Annotated in this window: 19 protein-coding genes; 5 read left to right on the top strand and 14 right to left on the bottom strand. The window is 57.6% G+C overall.

From position 1 onward, the window contains the following. Nucleotides 1-741: a zinc-ribbon domain-containing protein gene (locus Q0816_RS11790; protein ID WP_298850639.1), complete on the bottom strand. Its 741-nt coding sequence runs from the start codon at nucleotides 739-741 to the stop codon at nucleotides 1-3. Between the two features lie 182 nt (nucleotides 742-923). On the opposite strand from Q0816_RS11790, the gene Q0816_RS11785 reads away from it, so the two are divergent. Genes Q0816_RS11785 through Q0816_RS11770 form a run of 4 tightly spaced genes read left to right on the top strand, consistent with a single transcriptional unit; the run spans nucleotide 924 to nucleotide 3,829 of the window. Further along, nucleotides 924-1,601 carry a cell division ATP-binding protein FtsE gene (locus Q0816_RS11785; RefSeq protein ID WP_298850908.1) on the top strand — a complete coding sequence of 226 codons (678 nt, stop codon included), beginning with the start codon at nucleotides 924-926 and terminating at the stop codon, nucleotides 1,599-1,601. Beyond that, a complete protein-coding gene (locus Q0816_RS11780) occupies nucleotides 1,598-2,497 on the top strand; it encodes an FtsX-like permease family protein (RefSeq protein ID WP_298850637.1) in 900 nt (299 codons plus the stop codon). The genes Q0816_RS11785 and Q0816_RS11780 overlap by 4 nt, the downstream gene beginning before the upstream one ends. Then, complete coding sequence (locus Q0816_RS11775) at nucleotides 2,497-3,237, top strand: 1-acyl-sn-glycerol-3-phosphate acyltransferase (RefSeq protein WP_298850635.1); 741 nt, start codon at nucleotides 2,497-2,499, stop codon at nucleotides 3,235-3,237. The genes Q0816_RS11780 and Q0816_RS11775 overlap by 1 nt, the downstream gene beginning before the upstream one ends. Continuing rightward, entirely contained in the window at nucleotides 3,224-3,829 is a 606-nt protein-coding gene (locus tag Q0816_RS11770) for a pyridoxamine 5'-phosphate oxidase family protein (protein WP_298850633.1), read from the top strand. Before Q0816_RS11775 ends, Q0816_RS11770 begins: the two co-directional genes overlap by 14 nt. A gap of 21 nt (nucleotides 3,830-3,850) precedes the next feature. Here Q0816_RS11770 and Q0816_RS11765 read toward each other — a convergent pair whose 3' ends face one another. Further along, complete coding sequence (locus tag Q0816_RS11765; RefSeq protein WP_298850632.1) at nucleotides 3,851-4,444, bottom strand: NAD(P)H-dependent oxidoreductase; 594 nt, start codon at nucleotides 4,442-4,444, stop codon at nucleotides 3,851-3,853. A gap of 101 nt (nucleotides 4,445-4,545) precedes the next feature. Here Q0816_RS11765 and Q0816_RS11760 point away from each other — a divergent pair, with 101 nt between their 5' ends. Further along, the gene (locus Q0816_RS11760; RefSeq protein ID WP_298850630.1) at nucleotides 4,546-5,124 is read left to right on the top strand and encodes a TetR/AcrR family transcriptional regulator; all 579 of its coding nucleotides are present in this window, start codon (nucleotides 4,546-4,548) and stop codon (nucleotides 5,122-5,124) included. A 21-nt stretch (nucleotides 5,125-5,145) separates the two neighbouring features. Here Q0816_RS11760 and lpdA read toward each other — a convergent pair whose 3' ends face one another. The 12 genes from lpdA to mdh form a co-directional block, all read right to left on the bottom strand. Further along, complete coding sequence (gene lpdA, locus Q0816_RS11755) at nucleotides 5,146-6,534, bottom strand: dihydrolipoyl dehydrogenase (RefSeq protein ID WP_298850628.1); 1,389 nt, start codon at nucleotides 6,532-6,534, stop codon at nucleotides 5,146-5,148. Between the two features lie 30 nt (nucleotides 6,535-6,564). Further along, a complete protein-coding gene (locus Q0816_RS11750; RefSeq protein WP_298850626.1) occupies nucleotides 6,565-7,122 on the bottom strand; it encodes a hypothetical protein in 558 nt (185 codons plus the stop codon). 132 nt (nucleotides 7,123-7,254) lie between these two features. Beyond that, nucleotides 7,255-7,524, bottom strand: coding sequence for a hypothetical protein (locus Q0816_RS11745; protein ID WP_298850624.1), 270 nt, complete (start codon nucleotides 7,522-7,524; stop codon nucleotides 7,255-7,257). A 2-nt stretch (nucleotides 7,525-7,526) separates the two neighbouring features. Next, the gene (gene odhB / locus Q0816_RS11740) at nucleotides 7,527-9,032 is read right to left on the bottom strand and encodes a 2-oxoglutarate dehydrogenase complex dihydrolipoyllysine-residue succinyltransferase (RefSeq protein ID WP_298850622.1); all 1,506 of its coding nucleotides are present in this window, start codon (nucleotides 9,030-9,032) and stop codon (nucleotides 7,527-7,529) included. A gap of 3 nt (nucleotides 9,033-9,035) precedes the next feature. Further along, the gene (locus tag Q0816_RS11735; protein ID WP_298850620.1) at nucleotides 9,036-11,993 is read right to left on the bottom strand and encodes a 2-oxoglutarate dehydrogenase E1 component; all 2,958 of its coding nucleotides are present in this window, start codon (nucleotides 11,991-11,993) and stop codon (nucleotides 9,036-9,038) included. Further along, entirely contained in the window at nucleotides 11,990-12,529 is a 540-nt protein-coding gene (locus tag Q0816_RS11730; RefSeq protein WP_298850618.1) for a DUF805 domain-containing protein, read from the bottom strand. The genes Q0816_RS11735 and Q0816_RS11730 overlap by 4 nt, the downstream gene beginning before the upstream one ends. After that, nucleotides 12,526-13,113, bottom strand: coding sequence for a hypothetical protein (locus tag Q0816_RS11725; RefSeq protein ID WP_298850616.1), 588 nt, complete (start codon nucleotides 13,111-13,113; stop codon nucleotides 12,526-12,528). Before Q0816_RS11725 ends, Q0816_RS11730 begins: the two co-directional genes overlap by 4 nt. A gap of 105 nt (nucleotides 13,114-13,218) precedes the next feature. Then, the gene (sucD, locus tag Q0816_RS11720; RefSeq protein ID WP_298850614.1) at nucleotides 13,219-14,100 is read right to left on the bottom strand and encodes a succinate--CoA ligase subunit alpha; all 882 of its coding nucleotides are present in this window, start codon (nucleotides 14,098-14,100) and stop codon (nucleotides 13,219-13,221) included. A 13-nt stretch (nucleotides 14,101-14,113) separates the two neighbouring features. Continuing rightward, nucleotides 14,114-14,941, bottom strand: coding sequence for a glycosyltransferase family 25 protein (locus Q0816_RS11715; protein WP_298850612.1), 828 nt, complete (start codon nucleotides 14,939-14,941; stop codon nucleotides 14,114-14,116). Between the two features lie 123 nt (nucleotides 14,942-15,064). Further along, nucleotides 15,065-15,349 (bottom strand): hypothetical protein, encoded by a 285-nt coding sequence (locus Q0816_RS11710; RefSeq protein WP_298850610.1) that lies wholly within the window; start codon nucleotides 15,347-15,349, stop codon nucleotides 15,065-15,067. 42 nt (nucleotides 15,350-15,391) lie between these two features. Further along, nucleotides 15,392-16,585, bottom strand: a complete 1,194-nt coding sequence (sucC, locus tag Q0816_RS11705) for an ADP-forming succinate--CoA ligase subunit beta (RefSeq protein WP_298850607.1) — start codon at nucleotides 16,583-16,585, stop codon at nucleotides 15,392-15,394. A 310-nt stretch (nucleotides 16,586-16,895) separates the two neighbouring features. Further along, nucleotides 16,896-17,858, bottom strand: coding sequence for a malate dehydrogenase (gene mdh, locus Q0816_RS11700; protein ID WP_298850605.1), 963 nt, complete (start codon nucleotides 17,856-17,858; stop codon nucleotides 16,896-16,898). Nucleotides 17,859-18,006 lie beyond the last annotated feature (148 nt).

The raw sequence follows: 18,006 nt of genomic DNA, 5'->3' as shown, positions 1-18,006 counted from the left end.
TCAGTTCTGAGCGCCAGATCCAGCCTGCGCCTCAAGCCAGATACGTGCCTGATCCACCAGCGACACATATGAGCTGAGCAATGGGTCGACCTGTGGGACAGCCTCGCTGATCTGCTGGGCGTTTCCGTAGATTAGGTACAGAACCACACCGATGATCAGCATCAGCGCAAAACCGCGCACAAACCCGCCCGATTTGCGGGGCGCTGGCGCGGCCTCGTCCGTTTCATCGGATCGCATGGAGGAATTGATCGCCTCGACATCCGGTAACGCGTCCTTCTGCCCGGCATCAACTGCAGTTTCAGAGGCCGAAGGCCGTTTGGGCTGCACCTTGGGCTCTGATGGCATATCAAGCCCCAGATCGGGCTGGCTTTCCAGGCTGCTACCTTCCTGAACGCGCAGTTCCGCTTCTCGGGCAGCTTCTTCTTTCAAAATGTTGGCGACGGTAGGATCGACATTTCCTGAGGACGCAGCGGGTTCTTCGACCTCTGGCTCTACCTCTGAAACCGCTTCTTCTACGGGTTCCGGTTCAGCATCTGGCTGATCTTTGGCGACGGCGGTTGGTGCGCCCTCCTGTTCAGGAGTTTCAGCTTCTTTGTCCGGTGCAGTGGGAGGCTCAGCGGGGTGCTTGGCCTGAAACCAGGTCTTATCGCAATTGGAACACTGCACGTCGCGGCCGTCCTCGGGGATGACCTCGTCAGGAACCTCGTACTGTGCACTGCAATTCGGACATGTAAGACGCATACTGCCTCCTCGGTCGGGCGAAGGACCGATAATAGTTTTTTCAGGAATGATATTCCGTTAAGACCCAACAGCAAAGGGCGTTTTCGGTTTCACGGGTCAAGTGTCACCAATTGGACTCGGTAGAGCCATTGAAACCATCACCATGCTCGGGCAAGAAGAGCGGCAAAATAATGGGGGCACGTGTGATCGAGCTGGAAAATGTCAGCTACACTTATGGCGGCGGTGAGTTGCTGAGTGACGTCTCGGTGCACTTGCAGCCGGGTTCGTTTCACTTTCTGACCGGCCCTTCGGGGGCAGGTAAAACAACGCTGCTCAAGCTATGCTATGGCGCATTGGCGCCGACTTCCGGGCGTTTGAGCGTATTTGATCAGGATGTTTCGGCCCTTGATCGGGATCAGCTGGCTTTGCTGCGGCGCCGCGTTGGTGTTGTGCATCAGGATTGCCAGTTTCTTGACCACATGACACTGGCCGAAAACGTCGCGTTGCCGCTGATGGTGTCCGGGCGGGCAGAATCTTCTGAACAGGACAATCTTACCGAGCTGCTCGGCTGGGTAGGGCTAGGCTCCAGGCTCGAAGCACTGCCGCCGGAGCTGTCTGGGGGTGAACGCCAAAGGGCTGCTCTGGCGCGCGCCGTTATCCTTTCGCCTGATGTGGTTTTGGCGGATGAACCCACGGGCAATGTCGATTGGGAGATGTCGCAGCGGCTGCTGCGCCTGCTGATCGAGCTTAACCGGATGGGTAAGACCGTTCTGATCGCCACCCATGACCTGAGCTTGATCCGTGCGGCCAAAAGCCAGGTGCAGGCGCGTGTATTGCGTATCTCGCAACGCAAACTGCAATTGGCGGGGGCGGATTTATGACCCGCCCTGACCTGCGAAATCTGTTGCGAGGCGATACACGGGCTGACCGGGTTGTTCCTCCAACCGGATACACGGCTCACCTGACCCTGTTTGTCGCTGGTGCCATGGCATTTCTGGTGGTGTTTGCCTTGGCGCTTTCCCTGGCCTCGGGCCGCATTGCGGATCGCTGGGCCTCGGAACTGGCCGGAGCCGCAACCCTGCGTATCAACGCGCCCTCAGAACAGCGTGCGGCCCAAACCGAGGCCGCACTGACTGTTCTCAGCCAGACACCTGGTGTGGCCTCCGCCCGTGCTTTGACGCAGGAAGAACAGGCGGCGTTGCTCTCTCCGTGGTTCGGGCCGGATCTGCCACTGGATACGCTGCCCGTGCCGCAGCTTGTCGAGATCATAGAAACCGAACCCGGTATCGATGTGGCCGGGTTGCGTTTACGGTTAGGGGCCGAGGTGCCCGGCGCGGTGCTGGATGATCACACGCGGTGGCGGGAACCTCTGGTTGACGCCGCGATGTCTTTACGACGATTGGGGTGGATTTCGATCCTTTTGATCGGCGGCGCAACTGCTGCCATGATTACCCTTGCGGCCAATGCCTCGCTTGCCGCTAACGCGCAGATCATCGGAGTGCTGCGCTTGGTTGGCGCCCGCGACGGGTTCATTGCAGGGGCATTCGTAAGGCGGTTCACGTATCGTGCGCTTTTCGGGGCCTCAGTGGGTACATTGCTGGGGATGACCGGTGTTTTGTTGTTGCCCGAAGCCTCGGATGCGGGCGGTTTTCTGACTGGCGTGGGCTTTCAGGGCAAAGACTGGGTGTTACCGGTTCTCATCCCAATTCTCGGAGCAACTGTCGCCTTTTTTGCCACCTGGGCTGCGGCCCGGCGCAAGTTGAAGGAGCTTTCCTGATGTTGATGGCTTTTCAATGGGTCCGGTCGTTGATCTTCATGATCGTGATCTACGTCTGGATGCTGATCCTTGGCATCGTCTTCCTGCCTTATGCACTGTTTTCCAAACGTGGCGCCGCACTGGCCTGCCGGACCTATGCACGCAGCACCATGTGGCTGGCGGATTGGATGGTTGGCATCCGCTGTGAAGTTCGCGGAAAACCACCGATCAATGAGGTGGTCATCGCGGCGAAACACCAATCGTTTCTCGATATCATCATGATCTTCAGCGCAATTCCGCATGGCAAATTCATCATGAAGCGAGAGCTTCTGTGGACCCCGGTCATCGGGTTGTATGCCCGGCGTCTTGGCTGTATTCCGGTCAATCGCGGCAAGCGCGGCGCGGCTGTGGCCAAGATGGTCAAGGATGTTTCGAAAGAGTTCTCGGAACCCGGGCAACTTGTGATCTACCCGCAGGGGACACGTGTGGCACCGGGTGCAGCGAAGCCCTACAAGGTTGGGACCGCCATTTTGTACGAAGGTCTTGGGTTTCCCTGCGTTCCGGTTGCAACAAATGCCGGGGTCTTCTGGCCCCGAACTGGTGTACTGCGCAAACCCGGCCTCGCGATCGTGGATTTTCTTGAGCCTATTGAGCCAGGCGTTGGTCGCGATGACTTTCTGGGCAGACTGGAAAATGTGATCGAAACACGCTCGAATGAGTTGATGCGCGAAGTGGGGTTCCAACCGGATGGAGTACATTGACGACCTAGAATCACTGGAAGCACTATATGGCAGACCAGGAGCGCCATCCTTGCGAAAGGTCGTTCACCAACTGACGCCGCTTTATCGTCAGTGGATTCTCGCCTCGCGCCTTTGTGTGCTCAGCACTGTCGGTCCTGATGGCGTGGATGGCAGCCCTCGGGGTGATGATGGCCCGGTTGTGGCGGAACTGGATGCAAGCACGTTGGCCATGCCGGATTGGCGCGGCAACAACCGTCTGGATAGCCTGCGTAATATCGTGCGCGACCCACGCGTCTCGCTGATGTTCTTTGTTCCGGGGTCCAATAACGTCGTCCGAGTAAATGGGTCGGCCCGTATCACGGCAAATGAGCGTCTGCGTCATCAATTCGAGAAGGGCGGTAAGTTCCCCGCGACCGTCATCGTTATTAATATTGCCGAGATTTACAGTCAATGCGCCCGTGCCCTGATGCGCGCGCATTTTTGGACTAGCGGGGACGAAAGCAGAAGCCTGCCATCGATTGGACAGCTTCTGTCTGAGGTATCTCAGGGCGAAGAAGGCGGTGCGCAGTATGATGGCGAATGGGCTGCGCGCGCCGCCAAAACGATGTGGTAGGTAAGGTCTGCAACGGTGGATTCAAACTGCTGCAGCTCCGATCCTGGAAACCTTTTCGATCCATCGGTCTACACTGCCCGGTTTGGGATAGCTCGCGCCCGCGAAATAGGTGAAGCGGATTGGTTTGAACCCGACAAAGCCGAGAATCTGGCCCCGAACCTGACGGATAAGCGCTTGCCGATAGATTAGGCGCATGAACCATCCCGGCGTATCCGACGTTAGAATGACTCGTGCTGTGCGTCCGGCCAGCATTGGGGCCGGAAGGCCGACCATTGTGGTGTTCCGCGTGTCAAATGTGCGCCCTGGAATGAACATCCGGTCGATCAGCCCTTTGAGTTTTGCAGGAAGGCCGCCCCACCACATTGGTGTAGTCAGGACCAGATGATCACTCCATTCAAAATCTTGCAACACTTGTTCCAGGACCGGCTCAAGAGGTTTGAAGTCATGGTAATTGCCTTGACCAAAATCAAAATCGAACTGCAGATCGCTCAGATGAACCAGCCGGACATCATGTCCTTTTTTGCGGGCAGCGTCTGCGTAGGTTTCGGCGAATGTACGTGACAGGCTGCTTTCTGCGGGGTGTCCATCAAGGATGAGGATTTTCTTCGACTGCATTGGGATTCTCCTAAAGTGACCATGGTCATTTAATAGGATCAAAAAATGACCGTGGTCAATATAAAATTTGACCGTGGTCAAAAAATATGCGATTGAGCAACATGCAAAAGACTATCCAAAAACGTACGATCAAGACCCGCGCCAAGCTTCTCTCGGCGGCTGAAAAGGTTATCCAAAATGGTGGATATGAAGCTTTGCGGGTGGAAGAGGTTGTAAAGGCTGCGGGTGTCGCGAAGGGCACCTTCTTTGCGCATTTCCATGACAAGGACGCGCTCATGGAAATCCTGATCGCTAACAAGTTGAATGCGTGTCTGAACCAGGCAGAGGCCGGAACACCGCCAAAAACTGTTCCTCAGATCATCGCTGCTCTCGAACCCGTCCACGGTTGCATGACGTCTGAGCGATATGTGTTTGATCTGCTGATCAGGTATTCCGGGGCGGCGGCCATCGCAGACATAGGCCCGATCGCCTATTGCTTTGAGAGATACTTCCGGGTCGTTATGCTATGGCTAGAAGCAGCTCAAATGCGCAAGGACGTGCCATCCGAACTTTTGGCGGAAGGTGTACAGGCTTTTGCTATTCAAGCCATGTCCTTGAGGTATTGTGCGCTGCATTCAGCAACGACATTCACCGACAGGTTGGAGACCTATCTGGATGCATGGCTGACCCCGACGGGCTGATCACCGCCGGGGTCAAGGTTGTTAGCTGTGGATTGGGCCGTCGCCGCAGGCCAGCGCCGCCTCGCGCACCGCTTCGGAATAGGTCGGATGCGCGTGACAGGTCAGAGCCAGATCCTCGGCGGACGCGCCGAATTCCATTGCGACACAGACCTCATGGATCAGATCGCCCGCTGCTGGGCCGATGATATGAGCACCCAGAATACGATCAGTTTCCTTGTCGGCCAGAATCTTCACGAACCCATCAGCTGCGAAGTTTGCCTTGGCGCGGCCGTTGCCCATGAACATGAACTTGCCAACCTTGTAGGCGCGGCCCTGTTCCTTGAGCGTCGTCTCGGTTTCACCAACATTGGCGACCTCGGGCCACGTATAGATCACACCTGGAATCACGCCGTAATTCACATGACCATGCTTGCCTGCAACCTGCTCGGCCGCGGCCATGCCCTCGTCTTCGGCTTTGTGCGCCAGCATCGGGCCTTCGGTCACGTCGCCAATGGCATAGACACCCGGTACGTTGGTCTGCCAGTCGGCACCAACCTTGATTTGGCCGCGCGGTGTCATCTCGACGCCCAGAGCTTCCAGTCCCAGACCATCAGAATACGGCTTGCGGCCGGTGGCGACCAGCACGGTGTCGGCGTCGATCACATGCTCGCTGTCGTCCTTGAGCAGCTTGTAGGTCACCTTGGCCTTGGTCTTGGTTGCTTCGGTCTTCTGCACCGCTGCGCCCATGATGAATTTCAGGCCCTGCTTCTTGAGGATACGCTGGAAAGTCTTTTGCACCTCGGGGTCCATGCCTGGGGTGATTTCTTTGAGGAATTCGATCACGGTTACTTCGGCACCCAAGCGGCTGTAGACCGAGCCCAGCTCCAGCCCGATTACACCGGCGCCGATCACCACCATCTTCTTGGGGATCTTGCCCAATGCCAAGGCTCCGGTCGAGGTCACGACAACCTTCTCGTCTACTTCAACACCGGGCAGAGAGGAAGGCTCTGACCCTGATGCGATGATAATGCTCTTGGTCTCGTGCACCTCATCGCCCACCTTGACCTGACCCGCGGCAGGGATCGATCCCCAACCTTTCAGCCAGTCGATCTTGTTCTTCTTGAACAGGAACTCGATGCCTTTTGTGTTGCCGTCGATGACCTCATCTTTGTACGCTTGCATCTGTTTCCAGTCGACGGAGGGAGATTTGCCCTTCAGGCCCATCTTGGCAAAGTTATGCTCGGCCTCATGCAACTGATGGCTGGCATGCAGCAGCGCCTTGGACGGGATGCAACCCACGTTCAGGCAGGTTCCGCCCAGCGCTTCGCGCCCTTCGACCACAGCGGTTTTCAGACCCAGCTGCGCACAACGGATGGCACAAACATAACCGCCGGGGCCGGCGCCGATTACAATAACGTCATAGTTTGCCATGGGTCATTTCCCTTGTTTGTATGGTACCCGCTATTCGCGGTGAGCTGCCAGATGCACTTTTGTTTCTGCATCAAAGCGTTTTCTTTGGTTTCGAGGAAGCGCATTTCTGTATCTGGCGATATTCCTGAGCGCCGCAGCCCTGGCCGGGTCATTCAGGGCCAGAATTGCGCCAATGATCGGGGGGATAAGCATGAGATAAGCGGCCATGGTGACGGACAGGATGCTCAACTGTCCCGCAGGTGCAAAAAAGAGAACAACAGCAGCAAGGCCAACCAGACCGTAGAAGAACCAGTTTGCCCACACAGGTCTGCTCAGCGCATACAGTTCGCGAAAACGGCCATGCCCGACAAGCATTGCTGCGATGAATATCAACTGAACAGCCAGCCGCGATACGGTCCGGAAATTTAGCAGGCCAAGTGCCCAACCGCTAAGGAATACCAGCGCGGAAACCATCGCGACCCGTCGGATGAACGTCAGGACAACAATCCTTGTGTCCGTTTCCAGCTCTGAGTGATCGCTGATCTGCTGTGCCAGCAAACCCAAACCCTGCGCGGGATCGGTCAAATCGGTCTGCAGCGGCGGAGGCATCAGTGGATCTCCGTCGCGTTTCCCGTCTTTTAGCACCCGGATTCTCCGGCGACCAATTGATACTCCATCTCTTTGGCATTCCCTTCGTGATAGGGGGTCGCAGGGACGATGAGAACCCGCCCCTGCAATTGCTTATACCGGTTCCAGCAGCTTGATGCTGATATGTGCAATACCGCCACGCTCGTGATGCATCGCCAGTTCTTCGGACCCGAAAAAGGCCCGGGCCTTGTCGAGGCTGGTAACTTCGAACATGGCAACCGCATGGTCGCGCTGATCAGGATCGCGCCAGACATGCAGGTCGCGGATGCCCGCAGCCTTGCGCATCGGCTTGTCTTCGCGGAACACTTTCAGCCAGACGTCGAAATCGGCCACATCGGCCTGCCAGAGTACATGTGTCGCCATGATTACAGATCCATCAGCAGGCGGCGCGGATCTTCCAGCGCCTCTTTCACACGAACAAGGAACGTCACCGCGCCTTTGCCGTCAACGATGCGGTGATCATAGGACAGCGCCAGATACATCATCGGGCGGATCTTGATCTCACCATTGATGACCATCGGACGGTCCTGGATCTTGTGCATGCCCAGAATACCCGACTGCGGAGGGTTCAGGATTGGCGACGACATCAGCGAGCCATAGACACCGCCGTTCGAGATGGTGAAGGTGCCGCCCTGCATTTCTGCCATCGAAAGCTTGCCGTCACGGGCGCGCTTGCCTTTTTCAGCAATAGCCTTTTCGATCGCTGCAAATGACATGCTGTCCGCGTCGCGGATGACCGGAACCACCAGGCCCTGCGGCGTACCGGCGGCAACGCCCATATGCACGAAGTTCTTGTAGACGATGTCATTGCCATCAATCTCGGCGTTGACTTCGGGAACTTCTTTCAGGGCATGGCAGCAGGCTTTGGTGAAGAAAGACATAAAGCCCAGACGTGCGCCGTGCTTCTTCTCGAACTGGTCCTTGTACTGGTTGCGCAGGGCCATCACCTCGGTCATGTCCACCTCATTGTAGGTGGTCAGGATCGCGGCGGTGTTTTGTGCATCCTTGAGACGTCTGGCGATGGTCTGGCGCAGGCGGGTCATACGGACACGCTCTTCGCGTCCGGCATCTTCGGCGGCAACCGGCGCGCGTGGCGCTTGGGCAACGGGCGCAGCCGCTGCAGGTGCCGGCGCCGCAGCCGTCGCCACGGCTTTTGCAACGTCTTCCTTCATGATGCGGCCATCGCGACCTGTGCCGGTGACCTGATCGGCGGACAACCCGGCCTCTGCCATCGCTTTTTCGGCGGATGGAGCGTTTGCAACGTCCTTGCCGGTGCTTGCAGCAGCCGCTGCCGCTGCCGCCGCCGGAGCAGGTGCGGGCGCAGCACCTGCGGCAGCGCCAGAGATTACGGCCAGCTTTGCGGTTGCATCCACAGTTGCACCTTCAGGCGCGACGATTTCGGCCAGAACGCCCGAAGCCGGGGCCGGTACTTCAACCGAGACCTTGTCGGTTTCCAACTCACACAACATCTCGTCCTGCGCGACGCTGTCGCCGACCTGCTTGAACCAGGTCGAAACAGTCGCTTCCGTCACGGATTCGCCAAGTGTCGGCACCATTACGTCAACCGACCCGCCCGACGCCGCTGGTGCGGCAGCCGGAGTTGGCGCAGTTGTCGGAGCAGGAGACGCACCTTCGCCAGCCGCAATCGTTGCCAGCAGGGCATCAACACCTACAGTTTCGCCTTCGGTGGCCACAATCTCACCCATCACGCCAGCAGAGGGAGAAGGTACTTCGACGGTGACTTTGTCAGTCTCAAGCTCACAAAGCATCTCATCAACAGCCACGGCATCGCCGGGTTTCTTGAACCAGGTTGCGACTGTGGCTTCGGTGACCGACTCGCCAAGCGTGGGAACACGAACTTCAATCGTCATCGCTTACTTTCCTTCAATGCTCAGCGCTTCGTTAACCAGCGCTTCTTGTTGGGCTTTGTGTTGGCTGGCCAGACCCGTCGCGGGCGAGGCCGAGGTTGCGCGACCGGCATAAGCCGGACGAGTGTGTTTTGCGCCGATACGGGATAGAACCCATTCGATATTGGGTTCAATAAATGTCCATGCGCCTTGGTTCTTGGGTTCTTCCTGACACCAGACCATTTCGGCGTTCTTGAACCGTTCGAGCTCGTTGATCAGTGAATGTGCCGGGAAGGGGTAGAACTGTTCAATCCGCATCAGATAGATGTCGTCAATGCCACGCGCGTCGCGTTCCTCCAGCAGATCGAAATAGACCTTGCCCGAACACATGACGACCCGTTTGATCTTGTCATCTGCCACCAATTTGGTGTCCGAATTGCCCTTCTGCGCGTCATCCCACAGCACCCGGTGGAAGCTGGAGCCTGTGGTGAAATCGTCCGCAGTACTGACGGCCAATTTGTGGCGCAGCAGCGACTTGGGCGTTACCAGAATCAGCGGCTTGCGGAAGGTCCGGTGCAACTGACGGCGCAGAACGTGGAAGTAGTTTGCGGGCGTCGTACAGTTCGCCACGATCCAGTTGTCCTGACCGCACATCTGCAGAAACCTCTCCAGGCGGGCTGACGAGTGTTCGGGGCCTTGCCCTTCGAACCCGTGCGGCAGCAGGCAGACCAAACCGGACATCCGCAGCCATTTTGATTCGCCCGAGCTAATGAATTGGTCGAACATGATCTGAGCGCCGTTGGCAAAGTCACCGAACTGCGCTTCCCATAGAACCAGGGCGTTGGGTTCGGCCAGCGAGAACCCGTATTCAAAGCCCAGCACCGCATATTCGGACAACATCGAGTCGATCACTTCGTATTTCGACTGGCCTGCGCGGATGTTGTTCAGGGGGTAGTACCGCTCTTCGGTTTCCTGATGCACAAAACCCGAGTGGCGCTGACTGAATGTCCCGCGCGTTGCGTCCTGCCCGGACAGGCGCACCGGATACCCCTCGGTCAGCAGCGAGCCGTAGGCCAGTGCCTCGCCCGTGGCCCAGTCGAAGCCTTTGCCGCTGTCGAACATCTGTTTCTTATGATCCAACAGGCGCGTAACCGTCTTGTGCACAGCAATATCAGTTGGCGCATGGGTCAGGGTGTTGCCGATCTGGGCCATCGTCTCGGGCGAGATTGCGGTGTCGCCGCGCACGTATTCGTCCTTGTTCTTGTCCAGATGTGACCATCGTCCATCCAGCCAGTCGGCTTTGTTGGGCTTATAGTCTTTGCCGGCTTCGAATTCATCGTTCAGATGGGCCTGAAAGGCCGCTTTCATATCCTCGATCTCGCCTTCGGGGATCAGGCCGTCCCGAACCAGGCGCTCTGTGTACAGGGACAGCGTGGTCTTATGAGTCTTGATCTTCTTGTACATGATCGGGTTGGTGAACATGGGCTCATCGCCCTCGTTATGCCCGAACCGGCGGTAGCAGAAGATATCCAGAACCACGTCCTTGTGGAATTTCTGGCGGAACTCGGTCGCCACCTTGGCCGCGTGAACGACAGCTTCGGGGTCATCACCGTTCACGTGGAAAATCGGTGCCTCGACCATCAGCGCGATATCCGTCGGATAGGGGCTGGAGCGTGAGAAATGCGGTGCAGTGGTAAACCCGATTTGGTTGTTCACAACGATATGCATGGTGCCGCCGGTGCGATGCCCGCGCAGACCACTCAGGCCAAAGCCTTCAGCGACAACGCCCTGACCGGCAAAGGCCGCATCCCCGTGCAGCAGGATGGCCATAACCCTTGTGCGATCTGTATCGCCCAACTGGTCCTGCTTGGCGCGGACCTTGCCCAGAACCACCGGGTTCACAGCTTCGAGATGCGAGGGGTTGGCAGTCAGCGACAGGTGCACGCTGTTGCCGTCAAACTCGCGGTCGCTGGAGGCCCCGAGGTGATATTTCACATCACCCGACCCATCCACTTCGTCCGGCTTGAAGCTACCGCCCTGAAATTCATTGAAAATGGCGCGATAGGGCTTTCGCATCACGTTGGCCAGAATGTTCAGACGGCCCCGGTGGGGCATCCCGATAACGATATCGCTAAGGCCAAGCGCGCCACCGCGCTTGATGATCTGTTCCATCGCGGGGATCAGCGCTTCACCGCCGTCCAGACCAAAGCGCTTGGTGCCCATGTATTTGACATGCAGGAATTTCTCAAAGCCTTCAGCCTCGACCATCTTGTTCAGGATGGCTTTGCGGCCTTCCTTGGTGAACGCGATTTCCTTGCCATAACCCTCGATCCGTTCCTTCAGCCAAGCCGCTTCTTCAGGGTTCGAGATATGCATGTATTGCAGCGCGAAGGTGCCACAATACGTTCGCTTCACGATCTCGACGATCTGCCGCATTGAGGCGACCTGCAGACCCAGCACATTGTCGATGAAGATCGGGCGATCCATGTCGGCATCGGTGAACCCGTATGTCTTGGGATCCAGCTCGGGATGATTGCTGGCCGCGCGCATGCCAAGCGGGTCCAGATCAGCGGCCAGATGACCCCGGATCCGGTAGGCCCGGATCAGCATCAGCGCGCGCAAGCTGTCCAGAACGGCGCGCTTGATCTGGTCATCGCTGACCTCGACACCCTTTGCCTCAGCCTTGTCCTTGATCTTCTTGCCCGCCGCCTTGGCGTCAATCTCGGCCCATTCCCCGGTCAGGGCGCCAGTCAGATCGTCGGCAGGCACCGGAGGCCAATCGGTGCGCGCCCATGATGGCCCTTCGGCTTCGCGCTGCACATCCGGTGCGGCGTCGCCCATGGCCCTGAAGAACTCGACCCAGGCAGCATCCACCGCACCGGGGTTCTTGGTGTATTGGGCATAGAGCTGCTCAAGGTATTCGGCATTATGCCCCTGCATGAAGCTTGAGGCATGAAAGGCAGAGTTGGGCGAGTGTTCGGTCATTGGGCTACCTCATGTGGGTTGGGACCGTATTGATTGGCACCTGGCTGGCTGGGGCGGGTCAGCCACCACAGAACCAGAAGGGGCGACACAAACAGAACGATAAGTGTCGGAATGACGATCAGCAATGTTGCGCGGGTGAACAGAATATCCAGCGTGCCACCATGGAACTGGCTGGCTATACCGATACCAAAGATCAGGACCGCAAAGGCCCCGAGGATCAGCAGGATTGGCAGCAGAGCATACAGCCCGCTGCGCCCGGTATCGTGCATCCGCCGGAATGCGACGGTCAGATGCGGGAAGAACACGATCAGACCGACGATGCTCTGCACCGGTTGGCGGGACGTAGCGGTGATGGATTGGACCTCGTCGCTTTCTGTGATCGCGACCTGAGTGAAGAACTGCCAGTCGATGATCCCTGCGATGAAGCTCCAGATCACGATGAAAAGAAAAAAGAACCAGTATTCGGGGCGCGAGGCACGGCCCGAGAAGGTGAAGAACTTGGAGAAACAGGTGCGGATGGCGTCAGAGAAGGTCATTTAGTTGTTCCTTCGACCGAAGTTAGCAACAATACGCTGTGATGAGTCACTGACCCACCTAATGCTGCTATTAATTGCGGGTCGACCGCAACAAGGTCTGAGCGGCGAACGACAATGCTATCTGGAACTTCAGCCCCATGCAGCGAGATTCCAGTTTTTGCCAATCTATCCGCCGATGCATCTAGCAATCGTTCAATCCGCTCGCCTTCGCCAGAGGCTGCAGGTGTCGTCACAAGATCGCAGCGCAACTCAAACTGTGACGCTCCTTGTTTGGTAATTCTAACCAGCAGATAAGTCGGGTCATCTTGCAGATTTTCAAAGACTTTTGTCGAATTGTAGTCGTTTGGAACTAGGTCTTTGAGATGAAAGTTGGCGGTCGCCTTGATCAATCCGTCCCACGATGCAGAACTTTTCGGAAGACCCGAGCGACGGGCCACCCATAAGGGAGAAAACGCATCTTCGAACAAGGTGGAAAAGTCTGTCTCAGAACGTAATTCTACCCAACCCTGCCCAGTCAAAATGCCTGAAACTTCCTCTATGTTAAGTGGGGGAGAAGTGCAGGTCTGGAGGGTTTGCGTCAGCAATGAACCCTTCGATTTAGCGGAGGCGCTGTGCCAACCAAAACAACACAACACCATAAGTGCTGTTGCGAACGCAATTTTTGGTTGAGCACAGCGCACAGTCTTGCCTTACCCAATCGCTTCCAGCACAGCCTCACCCAGCTGCGCCGGGCTTTCGGCCACGACGATACCGGCACTGCGCATGGCTTCGATCTTGTCCTCGGCACCGCCCTTGCCGCCAGCGACAATCGCGCCCGCGTGGCCCATGCGGCGGCCCGGAGGGGCTGTGCGGCCCGCGATGAAACCGGCGGTCGGCTTTTTGCGGCCCTTCTTGGCCTCATCTGCCAGGAATTGCGCGGCTTCTTCCTCGGCCGAACCGCCGATTTCGCCGATCATGATGATCGAGTGGGTTTCGTCATCGGCCAGGAACCATTCCAGCACGTCGATATGCTCGGTGCCTTTGATCGGGTCGCCGCCGATGCCGACGCAGGTGGACTGGCCCAGACCCACATCGGTGGTCTGCTTGACCGCCTCATAGGTCAGAGTGCCCGAGCGCGACACAACGCCGACCGAGCCGCGCTTGTGGATGTGGCCGGGCATGATGCCGATTTTGCAGGCGTCGGGCGTGATGACACCGGGACAGTTCGGGCCAATCAGGCGCGATTTGCTGCCTTCCAACGCGCGCTGTACCTTCATCATGTCCAGAACCGGGATGCCTTCGGTGATGCAGACGATCACTTCCATCTCGGCATCAATCGCCTCGAGGATCGAATCCGCAGCAAACGGCGGCGGAACATAGATCACCGAGGCATTGGCTTCGGTCACGTGTTTGGCCTCGTGGACCGAGTTGAACACGGGCAGGCCCAGATGCTCCATCCCGCCTTTGCCGGGGGTCACGCCACCGACCATCTTGGTGCCATAGGCAATGGCCTGTTCGCTGTGGAATGTACCCTGCGAGCCGGTAAAGCCCTGACAGATCACTTTGGTGTTTTCGTCGATGAGGACTGCCATTTTGTCCCTTTCTCTAGGCGGTGTTGGATTGATTGGGTTCAGTCGCAGGCAGAACCTGCGGCGCATAGGTAATCTTCTCGAGCGTGGCGCGGCCCAGGGCCAGATTGGCCATCGTGCGGAGGCCGCTGCTGACTTCGGCGATGCCACGCCTTACTTTTTGCCGGACCAGTGGCCAGCCCTTGGGGCGCGCGCGGGGGGCACCCATCTGGTATTCGTCCGGTGCTTCGTTTCCCTGTTCAACCATTGCCGGGATCACCTGATAGATATTGACCTGCCGCGCCGCAGCCGAAGCTGACGGGTTGAACAACAGGCCATCCAGCGTGATGTCATAGGGTTTCTGAGTCAGAAAATGCTGCGCCGCCTGCCGCGTCAGCGCGTAAGCCGCACCACCGGGATGGCGCGAGCGCATCAGGCGCAGTTCCCGACCCAGATGGACTAACCGTTTGCGCCCAAGCGCGACGTAGAGTTTCGTGCTGCGCCAGCGTTCGAACCGGACGATATCGGCATCTTCTGGCCACCAGGACGGATCGTTTAACCAGTCTGCCAGTTCCGGGGTCAGGAACACGTCATCCTCAAGGATCAACGCCTGCTTTGCCCCCGAGGCAATCACAGCCTCCCACGCTTTGGCATGGCTGAGCGTGCAGGCCATATCCTTGGTGTGGAAATAGCCCCATGGCCCCTCAGCCCGGCAATCGCGCAGGAAATCCTCACGCGTGGCGGCGTCGCAATCAACAGCGTTGACGCGAGTCGCCGACAGGCCTGCCTTCTGCAGCTCCTGCTCCATCAAACGCGCCCGCCCTGTGGCGCGTTCAAGACCTATGAGGAAGATGGGGATGGTCATGGAGTTAGATGTTCCAGACAAATCAGGTGGCCAGTACCAAAGGCAATCCGGTCTTGAGACTGACAGAGCCTTGATGGACTAGTTCGGTTTCTTTTTTGATGAGGATGGACATCTTCGCGGCTCCTAGTTCAAATACCCTGCATTAACTGCAGCTACAGCCATGCCGATGCAGCCACCAATGAAAACGCAAAATGCAGCGTAGCGAAGCGGTCTATAGCTTGATTGCAATTCATGTTTGTTGACTTTGCAGCTCTTTGCTTCGCCGGTGGCAGGAAAGACTGCTGTTAATTCAACATCATCTTTCTTATCTGCGCCGATATCGGCAGCATAATGGCCGAGAACAAACATCAACCAGACCCAAAGTCCAATGATAGTAGTCCAAAGGAAGGGGGTTATTTCCCCTTCCATCGCCCAACCAATTATGCCTTCCGAACTCGACATTTGGCGTAGTTAACCCTTAACCGCCTTCACGATCTTCTCGGCACCGTCTTTCAGGTTGTCCGCAGCGATCACGTCCAGGCCCGAGGTGTTTATGATCTCTTTGCCTTTCTCGACATTTGTGCCTTCCAGACGCACGACCAGCGGAACCTTGAGGCCGACCTCTTTCACCGCGGCGACAACGCCCTCGGCGATGACGTCACAGCGCATGATGCCGCCGAAGATGTTGACCAGAATGCCTTTGACCTGCGGGTCAGAGGTGATGATTTTGAACGCCTCGGTCACTTTCTCTTTGGTGGCGCCACCGCCCACGTCGAGAAAGTTGGCAGGCTCGGCACCATACAGCTTGATGATGTCCATGGTCGCCATTGCCAGGCCGGCGCCGTTGACCATGCAACCAATCTCACCATCCAGCGCGATGTAGTTCAGGTCGTATTTGGAGGCTTCAAGTTCCTTGGGGTCTTCCTCGGTCGTGTCGCGCAGCTCGGCAATATCCGGATGGCGGTAGACCGCGTTACCGTCAAAGCCGACTTTGGCGTCCAGCACTTTGAGGTCGCCCTTGTCGGACACGATCAGCGGGTTGATTTCCAGCATCTCCATGTCCTTCTCGACGAAGGCAGCGTACAGCTGGCTCATCAGTTTGACGCACTGTTTGACCTGCGCGCCCTCCAGGCCCAGCGAGAAGGCGATGCGGCGGCCATGATAGGGCTGATAGCCTGTTGCCGGATCGACCGAGAAGGACAGGATTTTCTCGGGCGTTGCCGCGGCAACCTCTTCGATGTCCATTCCGCCTTCGGTCGAGCAGACGAATGAGATGCGGCTGGTCTGGCGATCCACCAGCAGGGCAAGGTACAGTTCACGTTCGATGCCGGAACCGGCTTCGATGTAGATGCGGTTGACTTGCTTGCCCGCGGGGCCGGTCTGATGCGTGACCAGCGTACGGCCCAGCATCTTTTTGGCTTCCTCGGCCGCTTCCTCAACCGACTTGGTCAGACGGACACCGCCCTTTTCACCAGCGTCGGCCTCTTTGAAAGAACCCTTGCCGCGTCCGCCTGCGTGGATCTGAGCTTTGACAACCCACAGAGGACCGTCCAGTTCACCGGCGGCGGTTTTGGCTTCCTCGGCGCGCAGAACCGCGCGACCATCGGAGACCGGGGCGCCATAGCTGCGAAGAAGAGCCTTGGCCTGATATTCGTGAATGTTCATCGAAATTGTCCCGTCTGACTGCGTTTAACCGTTATAGGGGGGTCTAACGGGCAAATATAAAGGGTTTTTTGACGTAAGAGAGGAATTTCACGAAGATTTTCGGCATTTGTGATCACAGGTTTTTGGGGTGTGATCACAAAATTTACCGCTTTACTCGTTGATTCGAAAAACTTGTGCAGGCACTGGAAATCACATTCAAAAAAAAGGATTTGCGACGTTTGCGCCAACATTGGCGACCCGGATTAGCCTGGATCAAAAGAAAACCGGCCCAAAAAATGGGCCGGCCTTGTCTTTGAGTTTATGGTTTGACTTACGCCAGCGAGCTGTCGATGCCCTTGCAGGCGTCGATCAGGCCTTTAACGGCGTTGACCGAGTTGTCGAAACCGGCTTGTTCGTCCTCATTCAGTTTGATGTCAACGATACGCTCGACACCACCGGCACCGATGACTGTCGGCACACCGACGTACAGGCCATCCACACCCAGTTCCCCATTGCAGTAGGCGGCGCAGGGCAGGACGCGTTTCTGGTCTTTCAGAAAGGCTTCGGCCATTTCAATCGCCGAGGTGGCAGGCGCGTAGTATGCCGAACCGGTTTTCAGCAGGCCAACGATCTCGGCACCGCCATCACGGGTGCGCTGAACGATGGCGTCCAGATTCTCTTGCGTGGTCCAGCCCATCTCGACCAGATCGGGTAGCGGGATACCGGCAACGGTCGAGTACCGCACCGACGGCACCATGGTGTCGCCATGACCGCCCAATACGAATGCGGTCACGTCGCGCATCGAGACGTTGAACTCTTCCGACAGGAAATGCGCAAAGCGGGCCGAGTCGAGTACGCCCGCCATGCCACAAACCTTGTTGTGCGGCAGGCCTGAGAATTCGCGCAGCGCCCAGACCATCGCGTCCAGCGGATTGGTGATACAGATCACGAAGGCATCGGGTGCGTGTGCGGCGATGCCTTCACCAACCGACTTCATGACTTTCAGGTTGATGCCCAGCAGGTCGTCGCGGCTCATCCCCGGCTTGCGGGCCACGCCTGCGGTCACGATGCACACATCCGCGCCAGCGATATCAGCATAGTCGCTGGTGCCGGACATTGCGGCGTCAAAGCCCTCGGACGGGCCGGACTCGGCGATGTCGAGCGCCTTGCCTTGCGGCAGCCCGTCAGCGATGTCAAACAGGACAACGTCACCCAGTTCTTTGACAGCTGCGAGATGTGCAAGCGTGCCGCCGATGTTCCCCGCGCCGATCAGCGCTATCTTGGGTCTGGCCATTTGGAATATCTCCGGTCGGTATTGAAATCGCGGTTGTGCTAGTCGCTAAAACAGTAATAAGCAAGAGTTCTGCTGCGTGGCATACAACCGCATACCGTTTGCAAGCACGGGTGTGGTTGCGCTAAAGGGCCTTCTAGACAGGCTAAAA

Source organism: uncultured Ruegeria sp., from assembly GCF_947497005.1.
In the GTDB taxonomy this organism is placed as follows: domain Bacteria; phylum Pseudomonadota; class Alphaproteobacteria; order Rhodobacterales; family Rhodobacteraceae; genus Ruegeria.
Note: the sequence above shows the minus strand (reverse complement) of the source record. Positions and strands in the feature narration are given on the sequence as shown.